This is a genomic window from Enterobacter quasimori, from assembly GCF_018597345.1.
GTDB lineage: Bacteria > Pseudomonadota > Gammaproteobacteria > Enterobacterales > Enterobacteriaceae > Enterobacter > Enterobacter mori.
This window is the reverse complement of sequence record NZ_JAHEVU010000001.1, coordinates 233,972-252,275: the sequence shown is the minus strand read 5'-3', so window position 1 is coordinate 252,275 and position 18,304 is coordinate 233,972. Positions and strand designations below refer to the sequence as shown.

The 18,304-nt window shown below is 56.7% G+C and carries 16 protein-coding genes; 11 read left to right on the top strand and 5 right to left on the bottom strand.

The features are described from left to right. The first annotated feature begins 135 nt into the window (after positions 1–135). From KK102_RS01165 to KK102_RS01140, 6 genes are read left to right on the top strand one after another with little or no spacing between them, the layout of a single operon-like run. The gene (locus KK102_RS01165; RefSeq protein WP_216356740.1) at positions 136–1,755 is read left to right on the top strand and encodes a TIGR04028 family ABC transporter substrate-binding protein; all 1,620 of its coding nucleotides are present in this window, start codon (positions 136–138) and stop codon (positions 1,753–1,755) included. A gap of 10 nt (positions 1,756–1,765) precedes the next feature. After that, a complete protein-coding gene (locus KK102_RS01160; RefSeq protein ID WP_126544736.1) occupies positions 1,766–2,710 on the top strand; it encodes an ABC transporter permease in 945 nt (314 codons plus the stop codon). Then, positions 2,707–3,558, top strand: coding sequence for an ABC transporter permease (locus KK102_RS01155; protein WP_126544737.1), 852 nt, complete (start codon positions 2,707–2,709; stop codon positions 3,556–3,558). The genes KK102_RS01160 and KK102_RS01155 overlap by 4 nt, the downstream gene beginning before the upstream one ends. Continuing rightward, complete coding sequence (locus KK102_RS01150) at positions 3,555–5,162, top strand: dipeptide ABC transporter ATP-binding protein (RefSeq protein ID WP_216356739.1); 1,608 nt, start codon at positions 3,555–3,557, stop codon at positions 5,160–5,162. The genes KK102_RS01155 and KK102_RS01150 overlap by 4 nt, the downstream gene beginning before the upstream one ends. Further along, on the top strand, positions 5,159–6,148 hold the full coding sequence (locus KK102_RS01145; protein WP_216356738.1) for a putative FMN-dependent luciferase-like monooxygenase: 990 nt from the start codon (positions 5,159–5,161) through the stop codon (positions 6,146–6,148). Before KK102_RS01150 ends, KK102_RS01145 begins: the two co-directional genes overlap by 4 nt. 10 nt (positions 6,149–6,158) lie before the next feature. After that, positions 6,159–7,250: an alkylhydroperoxidase domain protein gene (locus KK102_RS01140; RefSeq protein WP_216356737.1), complete on the top strand. Its 1,092-nt coding sequence runs from the start codon at positions 6,159–6,161 to the stop codon at positions 7,248–7,250. Positions 7,251–7,255: 5 nt separating this feature from the next. On the opposite strand, the gene araJ is transcribed toward KK102_RS01140, so the two are convergent. Both araJ and KK102_RS01130 read right to left on the bottom strand, forming a co-directional pair. Continuing rightward, positions 7,256–8,431, bottom strand: a complete 1,176-nt coding sequence (gene araJ, locus KK102_RS01135) for an MFS transporter AraJ (protein WP_216356736.1) — start codon at positions 8,429–8,431, stop codon at positions 7,256–7,258. A gap of 120 nt (positions 8,432–8,551) precedes the next feature. After that, complete coding sequence (locus KK102_RS01130; protein ID WP_126544742.1) at positions 8,552–9,196, bottom strand: QnrE family quinolone resistance pentapeptide repeat protein; 645 nt, start codon at positions 9,194–9,196, stop codon at positions 8,552–8,554. 179 nt (positions 9,197–9,375) lie between these two features. On the opposite strand from KK102_RS01130, the gene ppk2 reads away from it, so the two are divergent. The 3 genes from ppk2 (at position 9,376) to KK102_RS01115 (ending at position 10,832) form a co-directional block, all read left to right on the top strand. Continuing rightward, the gene (gene ppk2, locus KK102_RS01125) at positions 9,376–10,218 is read left to right on the top strand and encodes a polyphosphate kinase 2 (protein WP_244991816.1); all 843 of its coding nucleotides are present in this window, start codon (positions 9,376–9,378) and stop codon (positions 10,216–10,218) included. A 102-nt stretch (positions 10,219–10,320) separates the two neighbouring features. After that, entirely contained in the window at positions 10,321–10,509 is a 189-nt protein-coding gene (locus KK102_RS01120) for a type II toxin-antitoxin system CcdA family antitoxin (protein WP_126544743.1), read from the top strand. After that, entirely contained in the window at positions 10,509–10,832 is a 324-nt protein-coding gene (locus tag KK102_RS01115) for a CcdB family protein (protein ID WP_126544744.1), read from the top strand. Before KK102_RS01120 ends, KK102_RS01115 begins: the two co-directional genes overlap by 1 nt. 71 nt (positions 10,833–10,903) lie before the next feature. On the opposite strand, the gene fdnI is transcribed toward KK102_RS01115, so the two are convergent. The 3 genes from fdnI to fdnG are packed head-to-tail and all read right to left on the bottom strand — an operon-like array spanning position 10,904 to position 15,496. Continuing rightward, a complete protein-coding gene (gene fdnI / locus KK102_RS01110; protein WP_216356735.1) occupies positions 10,904–11,560 on the bottom strand; it encodes a formate dehydrogenase-N subunit gamma in 657 nt (218 codons plus the stop codon). Beyond that, a complete protein-coding gene (gene fdxH, locus KK102_RS01105) occupies positions 11,553–12,437 on the bottom strand; it encodes a formate dehydrogenase subunit beta (RefSeq protein WP_126544746.1) in 885 nt (294 codons plus the stop codon). The genes fdnI and fdxH overlap by 8 nt, the downstream gene beginning before the upstream one ends. Before the next feature lie 11 nt (positions 12,438–12,448). Further along, a complete protein-coding gene (gene fdnG / locus KK102_RS01100) occupies positions 12,449–15,496 on the bottom strand; it encodes a formate dehydrogenase-N subunit alpha (RefSeq protein WP_216356734.1) in 3,048 nt (1,015 codons plus the stop codon). A gap of 221 nt (positions 15,497–15,717) precedes the next feature. Between fdnG and yddG the strand changes: the two genes are divergently transcribed. Beyond that, positions 15,718–16,596: an aromatic amino acid DMT transporter YddG gene (yddG, locus tag KK102_RS01095; RefSeq protein ID WP_216356733.1), complete on the top strand. Its 879-nt coding sequence runs from the start codon at positions 15,718–15,720 to the stop codon at positions 16,594–16,596. A 626-nt stretch (positions 16,597–17,222) separates the two neighbouring features. After that, on the top strand, positions 17,223–18,296 hold the full coding sequence (gene ompC, locus KK102_RS01090; protein WP_100166597.1) for a porin OmpC: 1,074 nt from the start codon (positions 17,223–17,225) through the stop codon (positions 18,294–18,296). Positions 18,297–18,304 lie beyond the last annotated feature (8 nt).

Here is an 18,304-nt window from a genome sequence, read left to right as displayed (position 1 = left end):
TCACCGCTCCTCTCCGGGGCGGTTTTTTTATAGCCATTTTCCGGCAATCCTTATCTTAATTCCTTTGTTCCCTTGTTTTCCCCCGCGCCCGATGATGAATCCGACGCTAACAAGAAGATAACAAAGGAATTCACCATGCAAACCCCATTTCGTCTGCCGCTGCTGACGGCGCTGATTCTGACGACAACCGCAGCCTGGGCAGCAGAAGCGCCCGTCAAAGGTGGCACGCTGATCTATCTGGAGCAACAGGCGCACACTAACCTCTACCCGCCCGCCGGTGGCTTTTACCCGAACGGCGGCATTCTGAATCAAATCACCGACAAGCTGACGTGGCAGAACCCGAAAACGCTGCAGGTGGAACCCTGGGTGGCAGAAAGCTGGACCACCAACGCCGATAAAACCGAATACACCTTTAAATTGCGTCCCGGTATTACCTTCTCCGACGGCACGCCGCTGGACGCTAACGCCGTAGCGAAAAACTTTGATACCTACGGCTTAGGTAACAAGGCGAAGCGCCTGCCGGTGTCAGAAGTGATCAATAACTACGATCGTAGCGAAGTCATCGACCCGCTGACCGTGAAGTTCTACTTCAAAAAACCGTCGCCAGGGTTCCTGCAGGGCACCGCCACCATCGGGTCGGGCCTGGTCTCGCTCAGCACGCTGAAGCGCAACTTTGAAGAGCTGGGTGATGCCCGGCATATCATTGGCTCCGGCCCGTTTGTGGTGAAGGACGAGAAGCTGGGTCGCGAAGTGACGCTGGAAGCGCGCAAAGACTACCAGTGGGGACCGAAAAACCTGGCGCAGCAGGGTCCAGCCAATCTTGACGGCATCAAGTTTATCGTCACCCAGGAGGACAGCGTGCGCGTCGGCGCCCTGCTGGCCGGTCAGGCGGATTTTATTCGTCAGGTGCAGGCGTATGACGAAAAGCAGGCGACAGACCAGGGCTATAAAATCTACGCCGCCCCGACGCGCGGGGTGAATGACAGCATCAGCTTCCGCCCGGATAACCCGCTGGTCTCCGATATTCGCGTCCGCCAGGCGCTGCTGCACGCCACGAATGCAAAACAGGTCGTGGAGACCCTCTTCTCGGCCAACTATCCGCAGGCGAAGTCGGTGATTGCCGATTCCGCCGCAGGCTTTGTCGATCTCAGCGATAAATTGACCTTTGACCCGGCTAAAGCCAACCGGCTGCTGGACGAGGCGGGCTGGAAAGCGGGCAGCGACGGGATCCGCGCCAAAGAGGGTCAACGTCTGGCATTGACGGTATATGAATCCCTGCCGCAGCCGCAAAACAAAGAGGTGCTGCAGCTGGTTGCCCAGCAGTGGCGACAGGTGGGCGTGGCGCTGAGCGTTAAAGCCGGTGACGCAGGCAGCCGCACGCTGGATAACCTTGACCCGCTGAAAACCCCGTTAACCGTCTCCGAAGTGGGCCGCGCCGATCCGGACGTGGTGAAAAGCATGTTCTACCCCGCTAACCGCGACGCGCTGCTGCAAAAAGGCGGCTCCAGCGACAAGGTCAAAAGCTTCCGTGACGACAAGCTGAATGCGCTGCTGGTGAATATCTCCTCAGAGGTTGATCCGCAAAAACGCCTGCAGCTGACCGGCGATGCCCAGCGTTACCTGCTGGATAACGCCTACGTCATTCCGATTTTCGAAGAGCCGCAGGTCTTTGCCGGTGCGCCGTGGCTGAAAGGCGTCAATTTTGAAGCGGTCGGCCGCCCGTCGTTCTACGGCGCGTGGCTTGAGAAACACTAAGGAGCTGACGATGCGCCACGCACTTCTTCAACGTCTTGGGCACGGCCTGCTGGTATTGTGGGCTGCCTTTACCCTCTCGTTCGTGTTGCTCCAGGTGCTGCCGGGTGACGCGGTGCTGATCAAATTTCAGAACCCGGATCTGGGACTAAGCCCGGCACAAATCGAGGAAATGCGCGTGGCGTACGGCGCGGACAGCCCGCTATGGCAGCAATATTTTCATACGCTGCTGGCTATGCTGCACGGTGATTTCGGCTACTCCTTGCAGGCTGGCGTACCGGTTAGCGAGCTGATTGCCAGCAACCTGCCGGACACCCTGAGCCTCGCTCTGCCCGCGTTTGTGCTCGCGGTCCTGCTGGCGTTTGCGCTGGCCTTTGCCTCCCGCCTGCCGGGTCTGCGCTGGCTGAGCAATACCCTCCAGTCGCTGCCGGTCCTGTTTATCTCCCTACCAACGTTCTGGCTGGGGATTGCCCTCATCCAGCTCTTTTCTTTTCAACTGCGGCTGATCCCGGTGATTAACCCGACGCCGCTGCAGGGGCTGATTTTGCCGATCGTCACCGTCGCCATCCCGATTTCCGCCCCGCTGGCGCAAATTCTGATGCGCAGCCTGGACCAGGTGGCGACGCAGCCGTTTGTCGCCGTCGCCCGGGCCAAAGGGCTGAGTGAAACCGCCGTCCTGTGGCGTCACGTTACCGGCAACGCCCTGCTGCCGGTCCTGAACATTGCCGGGCTGCTGCTGGGCGAGCTGATTGCCGGAGCGCTGATAACGGAAACCGTTTTTGGCCGCAGCGGGCTGGGACAGCTGACCCAGCAGGCGGTGAACAACCAGGACATCGCCGTGCTTCAGGCCGTGGTGATGATTTCTGCGCTCGGTTTTGTGCTGATTAACCTGCTGGTGGATCTGCTGATGCCACTCCTCGATCCACGCCTGCAAACCGTTACCGGAGGTGCCTCATGAGTCTGGTCGATTACGCTGCCGCCGCGCGCAAACGCGTCCCGACGTGGCAAGGGCTGCAGTGGCAGCCGGGACTCTGGCTGGCCTGGGCGGTCATTATCGCCGCCGCGCTCGCGGCGGTTGCTCCGGGTCTGTTTACCCATTACAGCCCGATTGAAGGGATTGCCGGGGCGCAGCGCCTGGCTCCACAGGCCGATCACTGGCTCGGAACCGATCAGCTTGGCCGTGACGTGTACGCCCGTATTATTTACGGCGCGTCGCACTCGCTGAGCGCCGCGCTGGCCGCCGTCACCATGGGGCTGTTGGTCGGCACCGGGCTGGGCGTGGTGGCCGGGGCGTTCGCCGGGCGCGTCGAATCTCTGCTGATGCGTTTTGTTGACGTCTTGCTGTCGATTCCGTCCCTGCTGCTTTCCCTGACCGTGATCATCCTGCTCGGTTTCGGCACCGTCAACGCCGCCATCGCCGTGGGCGTCGCCTCAATTGCCAGCTTTGCCCGCCTCGCGCGCGGGGAAGTCGTGCGCATCCGGCATACCGATTACGTCGAAGCGGCGTACGGCAGCGGCGGAACGTTCTTCGCCGTGCTGTGGCGACACATTCTGCCCAACGCGTTAACCTCCGTTCTCGCTTTCGCCACGCTGCAGTTTGGTCAGGCGATCCTGGCGCTGTCCACGCTCAGCTTCCTCGGCTACGGCACCCCGCCCCCCATTCCGGAATGGGGCTTGCTGATTGCCGAAGGCCGTAACTATCTCTCAACCGCCTGGTGGTTAACCACCTTCCCCGGCGTGGTGGTCATCGCCGTGGTGCTGGCCACCAACCGTATTAGCCAGCAGTTTAGCGGAGGTCGCTCATGACCGTTCTCTCAGTGGAAAATTTGACGATTAGCTACCGCACCGCGCGCCGGTGGCAAGAGGTGGTGCATAGCGTCAGCTTTACCCTCAAACGCGGGGAAATGCTGGCGTTTGTCGGCGAGTCAGGATCCGGTAAAACGAGCACTGCGCAGGCGATCATGGGGTTGCTGGCCGACAACGCACGGAGTGATGCGGGCAAAATCATCCTCAACGGCGAGGAGATAAGCAGGTGGTCAGCTAAACGTCTCGATACCCTTCGCGGCGCGCGGATTAGCCTCGTCCCGCAGGATCCGGGTAATTCACTCAACCCGGTGAAAACCGTCGGTGCGCAGGTGGGAGAAATAATTGAACTACACCAAAAAGTGACCCACGCGCAGCGTGATGAACAGGTGCTCGCCCTGCTGACCAAAGTGGGGTTAAGCCACCCCGAACAGCGCATGAAGCAGTATCCCCATCAGCTCTCCGGCGGCATGAAACAGCGCGTGTTGATTGCCATCGCCATTGCCCTGCGACCGGACGTAATCGTTGCCGACGAGCCGACCAGCGCGCTGGATGTGACGGTGCAAAAACGCATTCTGGATCTGCTGGACGCCCTACGCCGGGAGTCCGGTACCGCCGTACTGTTTGTGACCCATGACCTGGCGCTGGCCGCACAGCGCGCCGACAGGCTGCTGGTGTTCCGCCACGGTGAAGTGCAGGAGCACGGCGCGACCGATGATATCGTCCGCGCCCCGCAGCATGCCTATACCCGCCAGCTGTTAAGCGATTTACAGGGCCAGCGTCTGACTATCGCGCCGGTCTCGGGACGTCCGCTGGCCTCGCCGGCCATTCGCGCGCTGTCCATCAGCAAGCAGTTCTCGTTGGGTAAAGGGCATCGGCTGCAGGCGCTGGACGACGTCAGTTTTGACGTCACGCGCGGCAGTACGCACGCGCTGGTCGGCGAATCGGGATCGGGCAAAACCACCCTTGCCCGCATTTTGCTCGGGTTTGAGCAGGCGGACAGCGGGCGGGTGATTATCGATGATATTGATGCCACCACGCTCAGCCGGGAGGCACGTCGACAGCTGCGTCAGAAGATCCAGTTCGTTTACCAGTACCCGTTTGCCTCGCTCGACCCGCATCAGACGCTGTTTGAGATTATTGAAGAGCCGTTAAAAAATTTCGCCCGTTTCAGTAAAGCGGAGCGTAGGACCCGCGTGGAGACGGTTGCGCAGCGGGTGGCTCTGCCGCTCGACGCGCTGGGGCGTACGGCGCGGGAACTCTCCGGCGGGCAGCGCCAGCGCGTGGCCATTGCCCGGGCGCTGATCCTGGAGCCGACCCTTATCGTTCTGGATGAAGCCACCTCCGCGCTGGACGTTACCGTGCAGGCGCAAATTCTGGCGCTTCTCCAGCAGCTGCAGCAACAGCTTGGGCTGACCTATCTCTTTATCACCCACGATCTGGCAACGGTTCGCCGCATAGCCCACACCGTCACCGTGCTGCAGGGCGGTAAAGTCATCGAGCATGGCGCCGTTGAGACGTTGTTCAACGCCCCGCAGAGCGACTATACCCGCGAACTGATCGACGCTATTCCCCATTTTTCACCCGCTACGGAGGAGTTCGCATGACGCGAAAACGCCTGGGATTTTTCACCCGCCTGCTTGACGACGCCACGCCGAAGGAGCGCTATCGTCTGGCAACTGAACAGATCCGCCACGCCGAACGCCACGGTTTTGACAGCGCCTGGATTGCGCAGCACCACTTTCACGAAACTGAAGGCGGACTGCCTTCGCCGCTGCTGTTTCTGGCGCACGTAGCGGCGCATACCGAAACCATTCGGCTGGGGACGGCCATCATTACCCTGCCGATGGAAAACCCGCTGCGCGTGGCGGAAGACGCCGCGGTTCTGGATTTACTCGCCGATGGACGTCTCGAAGTCGGCTTTGGTTCGGGCGGCACGCCGACCTCTTTCCTGCCGTTCGGACTGACGTTTGAACAGCGCGGCGCGGCCTTTGCCGACCATCTGCATGTGATCCAGAGCGCCTGGCGCGGGGATTCGCTCACCCATCCGGATAACCACCTTTACCCGCCTGCGCCACAGCTTGCCGACCGTATCTGGATTGCCACCTTTTCGGTCGACGGTGCCGTTCGCGCCGCGCGGGCCGGACACGGTTTAATGCTCTCCCGCACGCAGCCGCGCCCGGCAGACCAGTTGGATTTAACGCTCGACGCGATCCAGAACCTTATTGTGGATGCCTACCTTGAGGCGCTGCCCGCGGGCATCGCACCGCGCATTCTGGCTTCCCGTACGGCATTCGTCGCCGACAGCGATGACTATGCGCTGAAGGTCGCCACGCCGGGTCTGACGAAACAAGCCCAGCAGCATCGCGCCGCCGGGCACGCGTTTAAAGGTGACACTGTCACCGATTTTCGTCGCCAGTTCGACGCCCATATCGGTTCGCCCGAGACGGTGCTGCGTTCGCTGCAGGCCGATTCCGTTCTCCGGCGCGCCACGGACATCTCATTCCAGGTCCATTCGGTCGAGCCCACCCATCGCGACACGCTGCGCTCCATCGAACTGATCGCAGAACATATTGCCCCCCATATACGTTGAGGAGATACCTATGTCATTAAGTCACGACATTCTCGCCGAGCTGGCGGAAATTAAACCCGGTTCCCCTCAGGCAGAGGCGCGCGCCACGCGGGACGCCGCCACGCGCCACGCACAGGGCAGCTACGAAATCTTATTTACCCAGCAGGATAGCGATTTTGCGCTGGACGAGCGCTTCGCCGTCGCGGCAAAAGTCGCCAGGTGGCACAACGCGGAGGCGCTGGCCGCGCACTATGCGGGGTTTGGCCTGGCCGACCCGACCTCTGAACGCCTGACCCCGGCGCTCAATTTCGCGCGGCTGCTGACCTTCTCCCCCGTCGAAGCCACGCCGGCATCGTTAAGGGCGCTGACCCAGGCGGGATGGAGCAAGGAAGGCATCGTGACCCTGGCGCAGCTGATCGCGTTTGTCAGCTTCCAGAGCCGACTGATTGCCGGGCTGCGGCTGCTGAACGACAGGCCTGTCGCCAAAAGCGATGCGCCGGTGGCGGCAGGCGTCTGGCACACGACCGCCACCACGGCCACCGGAAAGGCGGCTCCCGTCGCGTTTACCCAGCAGGAGCTGGGATGGGAGCCATGGATAGCAGCAAAACCGCTGGCGGATTTTCGTGACGATGAGGTTGCTATACTGGCGAAGTTTGGCCACACCGATTCCGACTATTTCCGCCTGCTGGGGCGCAACCTGCCGGTGCTTGAACAGCGTACGCTAACGGATAAAGGGATTTTTTATACGCCGGGGGGATTGCCGCGCGCCGAGCGCGAGCTGGCGGCAACGGTCGCCAGTAAAATTAACGGCTGCATTTACTGCGCATCTGTCCATGCGCGGAAAGCCAGCCAGCTGTCAAAGGATGACCCGGCGGTAGAGGCCCTGCTGGCCGTGCGTCCGGGACAATCCCTGAGCGAGGGGCAATCTGCGCGCTGGCAGGCGGAGATTAATTTTGCGGCAGCGCTGTCGGTTACCCCGCCTGCCGCCACGCCGCCGCACCTTGCCGCGCTGGAAAAAGAGGGGCTGGACACCTTAGCCCAGCTTGACCTGGTGCAGTCCGCCGCGTTCTTTGCCTGGGCCAACCGTCTGATGTTGACCCTGGGCGAGCCCTGGCTTCCCTGAAAAAATCAGGCCAGCGCCCGCGCGTTGGCCTGACGCTTTTTGGCGCAGAGATGGCCATACATCAACAGCGAGGTCATCGCAGCGAAGGACAACAGCGCCGCCGGTAGCGTGACATAGCTCCAGCTAAAGCCGAGCGTAATCATCATCCCACCGAAGTATGCCCCTACAGCGCTGCCCAGATTAAAGGCCATCTGTCCGCCCGCCGCCCCCAGCATTTCGCCCCCTTTCGCATTCTGCAGCAGCAGAATTTGCAGCGGTGCGGAAAGTGCAAACAGGCCTGCACAGCAGACAAAGCCCATCAACAGCGAGGCCGTTTTCAGTTCGCCAAAGGCGAACAGCAGCAGCAGCGAGGCGACAATGACCATGTCGGTGGTGGCCGCAATGCGCAGCGGGCTAAACCGCCCCGAGAGCTTACCGCTCAGCAGATTGCCCAACACCATGCCGAGCCCCATCAGCATCATAATGACGGTCATCATGCCTTCGGAGAAACCCGTTACATTGACCATAAACGGCTTAACGAAGCTGAACCACGCGAAGACGCCGGCGTTGCCAAACATGGTGGCGGCGAAAATCAGCCAGGGCTCCGGTTTCTTCAGAAAGTGGAACTGCGCGGTCAATTTGATCTCTGATTTATCGTGCAGCGTCGGCACCCACAGCAACACGGAGATGATCACCAGCACGTCAAAGGCAGCAATCAGGAAAAAGGTGTAGCGCCAGCTGTACTCATGCCCAAGCCACGTCCCGAGCGGTACGCCGACAAGATTGGCAACGGTCATTCCGGCGATCATACCGGCCACCGCGACCGTGACTTTTCCCGGCGGCGCAATTTTGGAGAGGATTATCGCCCCTACGCCGAAAATCGCGCCGTGAGGAAATCCGGAAATTAAGCGGCCTGTCACCAGCCCGACGTAAGAATGTGAAAGGCTGAATATGGCATTCCCGATGACGCACATCGCCACCAGGAACAATAATGTTGATTTTAGAGAGAACCGGCTGGAAAACAGCGCCACAATAGGGGCGCCGATCACCACGCCGAAGGCGTAAAAGGAGATCATGTTCCCGGCCGAGGGAATCGAAATTCCGGTGTCCTTCGCCAGTTCCGTCAACACGCCCATCACGCCGAATTCGGCCATTCCCAGACCAAACGTACCTAGCGCCAACGAAAAAATTGTTTTTTTCATACTACGACCACGGGTTAACTATTCGCGACGGACATTATCAAACAATCTGGTATGGTGAGCCAGTTCAAATCAGTTGGCTGACAGGTTAATCCATTCATTCAGGTGAGGCTGTGAATACCGTTAGCCTAAAACAACGATGCCAAGTCGCTCCATCAACTGGGAAACCTGATAGCTGTCCAGTTTGACGCCCTGCAAATCAATCCCTCGCACGTCCAGATCACCCAGTTCTGAATTAGTCAGATCGCAGTGGGTAAAATTGGCCACTCGCCAGTCAAAGGATGAGAACTCGCCCCCAGACAGATCCGAGCCGCTAAAGGTAGCGCCAAGTATCTGCGCGCCGTTCCAGCGGTTTTCCCACAGCTCGCATTTTTCCAGAACCACCTTCGAAAAATTGGCATAGCTCAGGTTGCTTTTTGTGATGTAAGCACAGCAAAACCAGGTACGGGTAGTGATCATGTTCATAAAACTGGCCCCGCGAAAATCGGCCCCTTGCGCCCTGCATTCACGTATTTCGATGCCTAATGCATTTGAATGCCTGAAATCTGCCATCGATAAATCGCAGCTTTTGAAAATAGCATCTTTAAGTTGCGCCCGATTAAAGTTACCGCCCTGCTGGCTTGCCCGGTCATAGAACTGACAGCCGATAAACTCCGAGCTGGTTAAATCCGTACCGGAAAAGTCGCAGTTACGAAAGATTGCATTCTCAATTTTCTCGCCGGTAAAACGGTTACGACCTATTTTTTCGCCTTCAAAAATCACTGCCATGGCACCACCCTGTTTATTTATACAGTCCCTCACACGATTCTAACCCGTTACCTGATGAAGGGAAACACGCTTATCAGACACACATATCAAAAATTCCCGCGAAGGTTGCAGGCCAGCATTACACTTCAAAGTGTTAGTTCCTTTCAGGCACATCACCCGTTTCGGAGAAGAGGATTATCATGGGAAATGCAAAACAGAATAAAACGAAAGCAGTGACCGTGACTAAAGCCAGCGTAAACAGGCAGGTTAAGCCCGCGCTAAAGACCAAAGAGTATGAACAAGAGCTCCGCCGCCTGCACGTTGAACTGGTTAAGCTCCAGCAGTGGGTCGTCGCCAAAGGATTAAAAGTCTGTATTGTATTTGAAGGACGCGACGGTGCCGGTAAAGGCGGCACCATCAAAGCAATCACCGAGCGCGTCAGCCCGCGCGTCTTCCGCGTTGTCGCGTTGCCCGCCCCCACCGACAAAGAGAAAAGCCAGCTCTACTTCCAGCGCTACGTGCCGCATCTGCCCTCTGCCGGTGAAATCGTCATCTTTGACCGCAGCTGGTATAACCGCGCGGGCGTCGAGCGCGTGATGGGGTTCTGTACCGAGGAGCAGGTGGAGAAATTTTTGGACGGCACGCCGGTCATGGAAAAAGCGATGGTGGATGCCGGAATTATCCTGCTGAAGTACTGGCTGGAAGTCACGCCCAAAGAGCAGGAACGCCGTCTGCGCGACCGCATTAACGATGGGCGTAAAATCTGGAAGCTGTCCCCGATGGACATTAAATCTTTCAACCTTTGGGACGAATACACTCTCGCCCGCGACGCGATGTTTAAAGCCACCGACACCGCCTGGGCGCCGTGGTTTGTGGCGCGTTCAGAAGATAAAAAACGCGTGCGCCTGAATATTATTTCTCACCTGCTTTCGCAGATCCCGTATAAAGAAATACACGTCGACAAGGTGGATTTACCGAAACGCAAAATCGGCAAAGTAAAACCCACAAAATATCCGTTCCGCTATGTGGAGGAGCGGTTCTGAAATTACTGGAATACGCCTCGCAGAATGTAGATTACCAGGGGATACAGTATTGTTTTTTGCTGGCTGCGGTTGATAATGACCGCACCAACAAAGGAGATAAAAATGACACATACCACAGAACCAGATCTGGGCCAGAACATCACATCGCGTAAGCCCTTGTCTCATACAGAACAGAACTCAACCAGGCGGCGTCAGCCATCAGACGAAGATCGTGCATTTATAAGGGCAATGAATGAATTTGTAGAAAAACATGGAACCATTACTGATGATGAGTTTTTCAGGGTGCTTTAATGCTGAGACAATTTAATGTTTATCGAAATACATCATTCGCAACACGGGACAAGCTGCCTTATTATATGCTTATTCAGGATGATTGCTATGACGACCTTGCTACACGCGTCATCGTACCGCTCGCAAGAAATAATAAGTTACCGTTATGGCAGAGCCATCTGGCTCCAGGCGTAAATATCGATTTTGAAACGCTTCTGATTTATTCGCCAATGATAACTAACCTTAACAACAATAAAATAAATCCTAAAGACTTTGTTTGTAATTTACGCAACGCGCGTCATGACGTTATAGCGGCAATTGATTGTTTATTGACTAACACATGACGCCAGCCGGTCAGGCATTTTCCCTGCCCGCGCAAGCGCAGCGCCGCCGGGCAAAGCCGACGGCGCAGGGTTTACTTCAATCCTTCGGTACTTTCCTGTTTCGCTTCCAGACGCTCCACATCACGGTACCAGCGCGGATGGTGTTTCTGCGCCCAGCGGCGGCTCACCTTCCCTTCAATCATTCCTTTGATCGACCCTTTCACCCAGAACGCCATATACATATGGATCAGGATAGCGTGGATCAGAATGATGGCCGACGTGGCGTGGATCAGCAGCGCGTAGCGGATCACCTGAATCGGGAAATAGTACGCAAAATACGGACGCCAGATAATCACTCCGGTCACCAGCAGCACAAAAATCATACTCATGATGGTCCAGAACATCATCTTCTGGCCGGCGTTGTATTTGCCCACCTTCGCCACTTTATGCTCGTTACCTTTCAGGACTTCAACAATCCCTTTCACCCATGGGATGTCCTGCTTGTCCGGGATGTTGTGATGGACGAAGCGCACGAACATAAACATCAGCACCACGAAGATCAGCACGCCGAAGAACGGGTGCAGAATTCGCCCCATCTGCGGCGTACCGAAGGTTTCGGTCAGCCACTGCAGCGTCGGGAAGAAGAACGAAATCCCCGACACCGCCACCAGGAAGAAGCAGATCACCACCGTCCAGTGACAGGCGCGGTCGATAAACTTCGTGCGCACAATCATTTTCGACTTACTCATGATGCTCCTCCTCGTCGTCATCCACCTCTTTGTTTGGCCCAATACCGATGTAGTGGTAGATCAGCCCGGCAAAGGTGGCGATAAAGCCCGCCGCCGAGAGCGGTTTGAGCGCCCCTTTCCACAGGTTGATCGAGGTATCGATCGCCGGATCCTTCGGCAGGTTGTGGTACAGCTCCGGCTGGTCGTTATGGTGCAGCACGTACATCACGTGCGTACCGCCCACGCCCTGCGGGTTGTAAATGCCCGCCTTGTCGTAGCCGCGCGCTTTCAGCTTATCGACGCGCGACTGCGCCACGTCCAGCATCTCTTTCTTGGTGCCGAAGTGGATCGCCCCGGTGGGACAGGTCTTGACGCAGGCCGGCTCCTGCCCGACGCTGACGCGGTCCACGCACAGGGTACATTTGTATACCCGGTTATCCTCTTTATTGAGGCGCGGGATATTAAACGGACAGCCCGCGATGCAGTAGCCGCAGCCGATGCAGTTGTCCTGCTGGAAGTCGACGATCCCGTTGGCATACTGGATAATTGCCCCGGCAGACGGGCACGCCTTCAGGCAGCCCGGATCTTCACAGTGCATGCAGCCGTCTTTGCGGATCAGCCACTCCAGCCTGCCGTTCTGGTCGGTTTCGCTAAAACGCATGACCGTCCAGGATTTCGCGCTCAGATCCGCCGGATTGTCGTAGACGCCAACGCAGTGCCCCACCTCGTCGCGGATGTCGTTCCACTCCGAACAGGCCACCTGGCAGGCTTTACAGCCCACGCAGGAGGAGACATCGATAAGCTTGGCGACTTCTGCCTTATAATCCCGCGCGCGAGGCGCGGGCGTTATCGGGTTGGTCGCGGAGCGTTTGATAATGTCTTGTGTTTCCATCGCCATTGAATCGCTCCTTACGCTTTCTCGATGTTGACCAGAAACGCCTTGTACTCCGGCGTTTGCGAGTTGGAATCGCCGACGTTTGGCGTCAGGGTGTTGGCGATGTAGCCTTTCTGCGCCACGCCCTCAAAGCCCCAGTGCAGCGGAATACCCACGGTTTCAACCTGCTGACCGTGCACGTTCAGCGACTGCAGGCGGCGAGTGACCACGGCAACGGCGCGAATAAAGCCGCGCTTGCTGCTGACCTTCACGCGATCGCCGTTGGCAATGCCTTTCGCCTTCGCCAGGGTTTCGCTTATCTCCACAAACTGTTCCGGCTGCGCGATGGCGTTCAGCCGCGCGTGCTTGGTCCAGGTGTGGAAATGCTCGGTCAGGCGGTAGGTCGTTCCGACGTATGGGTATTTGTCCTTTTTGCCCAGGCGCAGCACGTCCTCTTCGTAAATACGCACCACCGGGCTGGAGACCACGTTCGGATGCAGCGGGTTGGTGCCCAGCGGCGTTTCCATCGGCTCGTAGTGTTCCGGGAAAGGCCCTTCAGCCAGCTTGTCGAGGGCGAACAGGCGTCCCAGCCCTTCCGGCTGCATGATAAACGGCCCGGTGTTGCTGCCCGGCGCGGCGGTGCTGTAGTCCGGGATATCGTTCCCCGCCCACTTCGCCCCGTTCCACTGGATCAGCATGCGCTTCGGATCCCACGGCTTGCCGTTTACGTCCGCAGAGGCGCGGTTGTACAGCACGCGACGGTTCAGCGGCCACGCCCATGCCCAGCCCAGCGTATTGCCCAGCCCGGACGGGTCGGCGTTATCGCGGTTGGCCATCTGGTTACCCTGCTCCGTCCAGCTGCCGGTGTAGATCCAGCAGGACGACGCCGTCGTGCCGTCATCGCGCAGCAGCGCGAAGCTGTTCAGCAGCTGGCCTTTCTTCGCCACCAGGTTGCCGCTCGCGTCATAGAGATCCGCCAGCGCCACGCCGTTGTTCTCTTTCGCGACTTCCTCTGACTCAGGATGGTCAGGCTGCTTGTAGTCCCAGCTCATCTTCAGCAGCGGCTCCGCGCCTTTGCCACCTTCAGTGCGGTACATTTCGCGCAGGCGATGGTAAATCCCGGCGAGGATCTCACCGTCATTACGCGCTTCGCCCGGCGCATCCTGACCTTTCCAGTGCCACTGCAGCCAGCGGCCGGAGTTGGCTATCGAGCCGTCCTCTTCCGCAAAGCAGGTAGACGGCAGGCGGAACACTTCGGTCTGAATCGATGCCGGGTCGACATCGTTTGATTCCCCGTGGTTCTGCCAGAAGGTGGAGGTCTCGGTCACCAGCGGATCGATCACCACCATGTACTTCAGCTTGCTCAGGCTGCGAACGACTTTGTTTTTGTCCGGGAAGGAGGCCACCGGGTTGAAGCCCTGGCAGATGTAGCCCGTGACGTTGCCCTTATCCATCATGTTGAAATACTTGATGACGTCGTAAGCCTGGTCCCATTTCGGCAGCCACTCAAAGCCCCAGTCGTTCTCCTTCTGCGCCGCATCGCCGTAGAAGGATTTCATCAGGCTGACGTAGAACTTCGGATAGTTGCTCCAGTAGTTCACCTGGTCCGGCAGCGTCGCCTTAGGCGTATTCGCCGCCAGATAGGTCTGCAGATCGGCCTGCTTCTCAGACGGTAGCGTCAGGTAGCCCGGCAGGCTGGTCGACAGCAGGCCGAGGTCGGTTAAACCCTGAATATTGGAGTGACCGCGCAGCGCGTTCACGCCGCCCCCCGCCATGCCCATGTTGCCGAGCAGCAGCTGGATCATCGCCATGGTGCGGATGTTCTGCGCGCCAACCGTGTGCTGCGTCCAGCCCAGCGCGTACAGGAACGTGGTGGTTCTGTCGGCGGCGCTGGTGGAGGCCAGCACTTCGCACACCTTCAGGAAGTCCGCTTTTGGCGTGCCGCAGATGTTTTCCACCACGTCAGGCGTATAGCGGGATACATGCTCTTTCAGCAGATTCCACACGCAGCGCGGGTGCGTCAGCGATTCATCACGCATCGCGTAGCCGTTTTCATCGAACTGATAGTTCCAGGACGATTTATCGTACTGGCGTTTTTCGGCGTCATAGCCGCTAAACAGCCCGTCATCAAAGGCAAAATCATCCCGCACCAGCAGGTTCGCGTTGGTGTAGTGCTTAACGTATTCCGCGTTAATTTTGTTATTTTCAATCAGGTACAACAGCACGCCGGACAGGAACGTGATGTCCGTACCGGAGCGGATCGGCGCATAGATATCGGCCACCGATGCCGTACGCGTAAAGCGCGGATCGACGACGATCAGCGTCGCATCGTTGTTGTTTTTCGCTTCCATCGCCCAGCGGAAACCCACAGGGTGTGCTTCAGCGGCGTTACCGCCCATCACCACCACGACGTTGGCGTTTTTGATATCAACCCAGTGGTTGGTCATCGCACCGCGACCAAATGTTGGAGCAAGACTTGCTACCGTTGGTCCGTGTCAGACGCGCGCCTGGTTGTCTACCGCCAGCATGCCGAGAGAACGCACAAATTTTTGCGTCAGCATGCCGGTTTCATTACTCGCCGCAGATGCGCACAGCATCCCGGTGGAAAGCCAGCGGTTAACCGTTACGCCCTGCTCGTTCTTTTCAATAAAGTTGGCATCGCGGTCGGCTTTCATTAATTTGGCGATTCGGGAGAAGGCCTCATCCCAGGATATTCGCTGCCACTTGTCGGAACCCGGCGCGCGGTATTCCGGGTAGCGCAGGCGGTTTTCACTGTGAACGTAGTCCAGCAGCCCCGCCCCTTTCGGGCAAAGTGCCCCACGGCTCACCGGATGATCCGGATCCCCTTCAATATGGTAAATCGCTTCTCTGGCGTTCTTCGCGCCATCGCCCAGGCTATACATTAAAAGCCCACAACCTACGGAGCAGTATGTGCAGGTGTTACGGATCTCTTTCGCGCGCAGCAGCTTATAGTTGCGTGCCTGAGCCAGCGCCATTTTGGGAGCAAATCCCAGCATCGCGGCTGTTGTTCCGGCCATACCGCCCGCGCAGATTTTAAAAAAATGTCTGCGGCTGACGTCCATTGTTGTCCTCGTGTTCGAATAAGACTTCGCGCCGCAAACTAACAGCAAAGCCCCTGATTTTTTTGCGTCAAATCAAGGTCGCCTGACTTCGCCCCCTTAATAGTCACCGCTGCCGCGTTTGAATAATCCTTTAGGGTTAAGCGCTTAAGAGAATTATTCGCGGCGTTAGTCGAATTAATGCTATAAATTTTCCCTTTGATTTTATTAGCGATGAAGACGTAATGGACAGAAAAAGAGCAACGCTCATTGGACTGGCGGCGATACTGTTGTGGAGCACGATGGTGGGCCTGATTCGTAGCGTAAGCGAGGGGCTGGGACCCGTCGGCGGTGCCGCGATGATCTACACCCTTAGCGGATTACTGTGCCTCGCAACGGTAGGATTTCCTGACATTAGACGTTTCTCACCCCGCTACCTCATTGCCGGCAGCGTGCTGTTTGTCAGCTATGAGATCTGCCTTGCGCTTTCGTTAGGCTATGCCGCTACGCGATCGCAGGCCATTGAAGTAGGCATGGTCAATTATCTCTGGCCAAGCCTGACGATTGTATTTGCGATTTTGTTTAACGGGCAGAAATCAAACTTATGGGTGGTCCCCGGGCTTGCGATCTCATTGCTCGGCGTCTGCTGGGTATTAGGCGGTGAACAGGGGTTACATGTTGATGAAATCATCCGCAATATCGTCTCCAGCCCGCTGAGTTATGCTCTGGCATTTGCAGGCGCCTTTATCTGGGCGGCCTACTGCACCGTCACCGCCAAATTTGCCAGAGGACAAAACGGGATCACCCTTTTCGTTTTGCTAACGGCGCTGAGTCTGTGGGTGAAATATGCGCTCAGCGATCAGCCGGAAATGGTGTTCAGCATCCCGGTGGTGGTGAAGCTCGTCATGTGCGGCGTCGCGCTGGGGTTTGGCTATGCCGCATGGAATATTGGCATCCTCCACGGCAACGTCACCGTCCTGGCGGCGATCTCCTATTTCACACCGGTATTATCCGCCGCCCTGGCAGCCGTGCTGTTAAGTTCCCCGCTGTCGTTCTCTTTCTGGCAAGGTGCGCTCATGGTCTGCGCCGGTTCGCTCCTTTGCTGGTATGCGACACGCAAATGATTCCCCCGCGCCGGGAATATTTTCATCCCGGCAACATAATTAACATTAATTTAAAATGTGAGCCTGCTCAGAATATTTATCAGAATTAGAGTGACCGGTTTAAATTCTGTTTATATTAGGCTCGTGGCGTAACCTCACCTCTTCTCATATTGACATAAACTGACAACGCAATGTGATTAGTTTGTTGCGTATATTAACGAACTATATAGCACGGAATGCAATAATACATTTCTGGATATGTCATACGCCCCTTTATAAATTCGATGCAACAAAACCTTCATATGACTGTTTTTATTGAACTTAACATTATCACCTCACACTTGAAAGATCGTTAATCACGAATATTCCCATCCTGTACTACAACATATATAAACTATTTACTGCGTAATATTCATGGCGAGTAAATAGTCATTTTATGTGTGAACATTAATCAAATTCGCGGGTTTCACGGCAATTATTCCGATCAGGATCACACTAATTGAAATTATCTTTACTATTTTGAAACTTATTATTGAAAGCAGGCTACAAGATTTTTAAAAATAGTCTGCCATTGACGAAAGACCTCGTTTAGAAATCGTTCAAATTGGCTCAGGAAATACCTAAGAAAATTATAAGGAATATTTAAGATGAAACTTAAATTAGTTGCAGTGGCAGTCACTTCTATGCTGGCAGCAGGCGTTGTAAACGCGGCTGAAGTTTTTAACAAAGACGGTAACAAACTGGATCTGTACGGCAAAGTAACAGGTCTGCACTATTTCTCTGATGACGCTGACAACGACGGCGACAAAACTTACGTTCGTCTGGGTTTTAAAGGCGAAACGCAGATCAACGACCAGCTGGCCGGTTACGGTCAGTGGGAATATGAGTTCAAGGGCAACCGCTCTGAAGCACAGGGCTCTGACGGTAACAAAACCCGTCTGGCATTTGCCGGTCTGAAATTCAACGAATTCGGCTCTTTCGACTATGGTCGTAACTACGGTGTTGCTTACGACATCGGCGCGTGGACTGACGTTCTGCCAGAATTCGGTGGCGATACCTGGACCCAGACCGACGGCTTTATGACTGGCCGTACCACTGGCGTTGCAACCTACCGTAACACCGACTTCTTCGGTCTGGTTGACGGCCTGAACTTTGCGGCACAGTACCAGGGTAAAAACGACCGTGACGATATCACCGAGTCCAACGGTGACGGCTGGGGTCTGTCATCCAGCTATGAGTTCGACGGCTTCGCGGCAGGTGCGACCTATGCGAAATCCGACCGTACTGACCGTCAGGTTCGCGCAGCAAGCGATCTGAACGCCGGTGGCGAAAACGCAGAAGTCTGGGCAGCGGGCCTGAAGTACGATGCGAACAACATCTACCTGGCAACCACCTACTCTGAAACCCGTAACATGACCGCGTTCGGTAACGGTCACGTGGCGAACAAAGCGCAGAACTTCGAAGTGGTTGCACAGTACCAGTTCGACTTCGGCCTGCGCCCATCCATCGCTTACCTGAAATCCAAAGGTAAGGACATCGGTTCTTATGGCGATCAGGATCTGGTTGAATACATTGATGTTGGCGCGAGCTACTACTTCAACAAAAACATGTCTACCTACGTTGATTACAAAATCAACCTGCTGGACGACAACACGTTCACTAAAGATGCCAAAGTGTCTACCGACAACATCGTTGCTGTGGGTCTGACCTACCAGTTCTAAGATGTGTC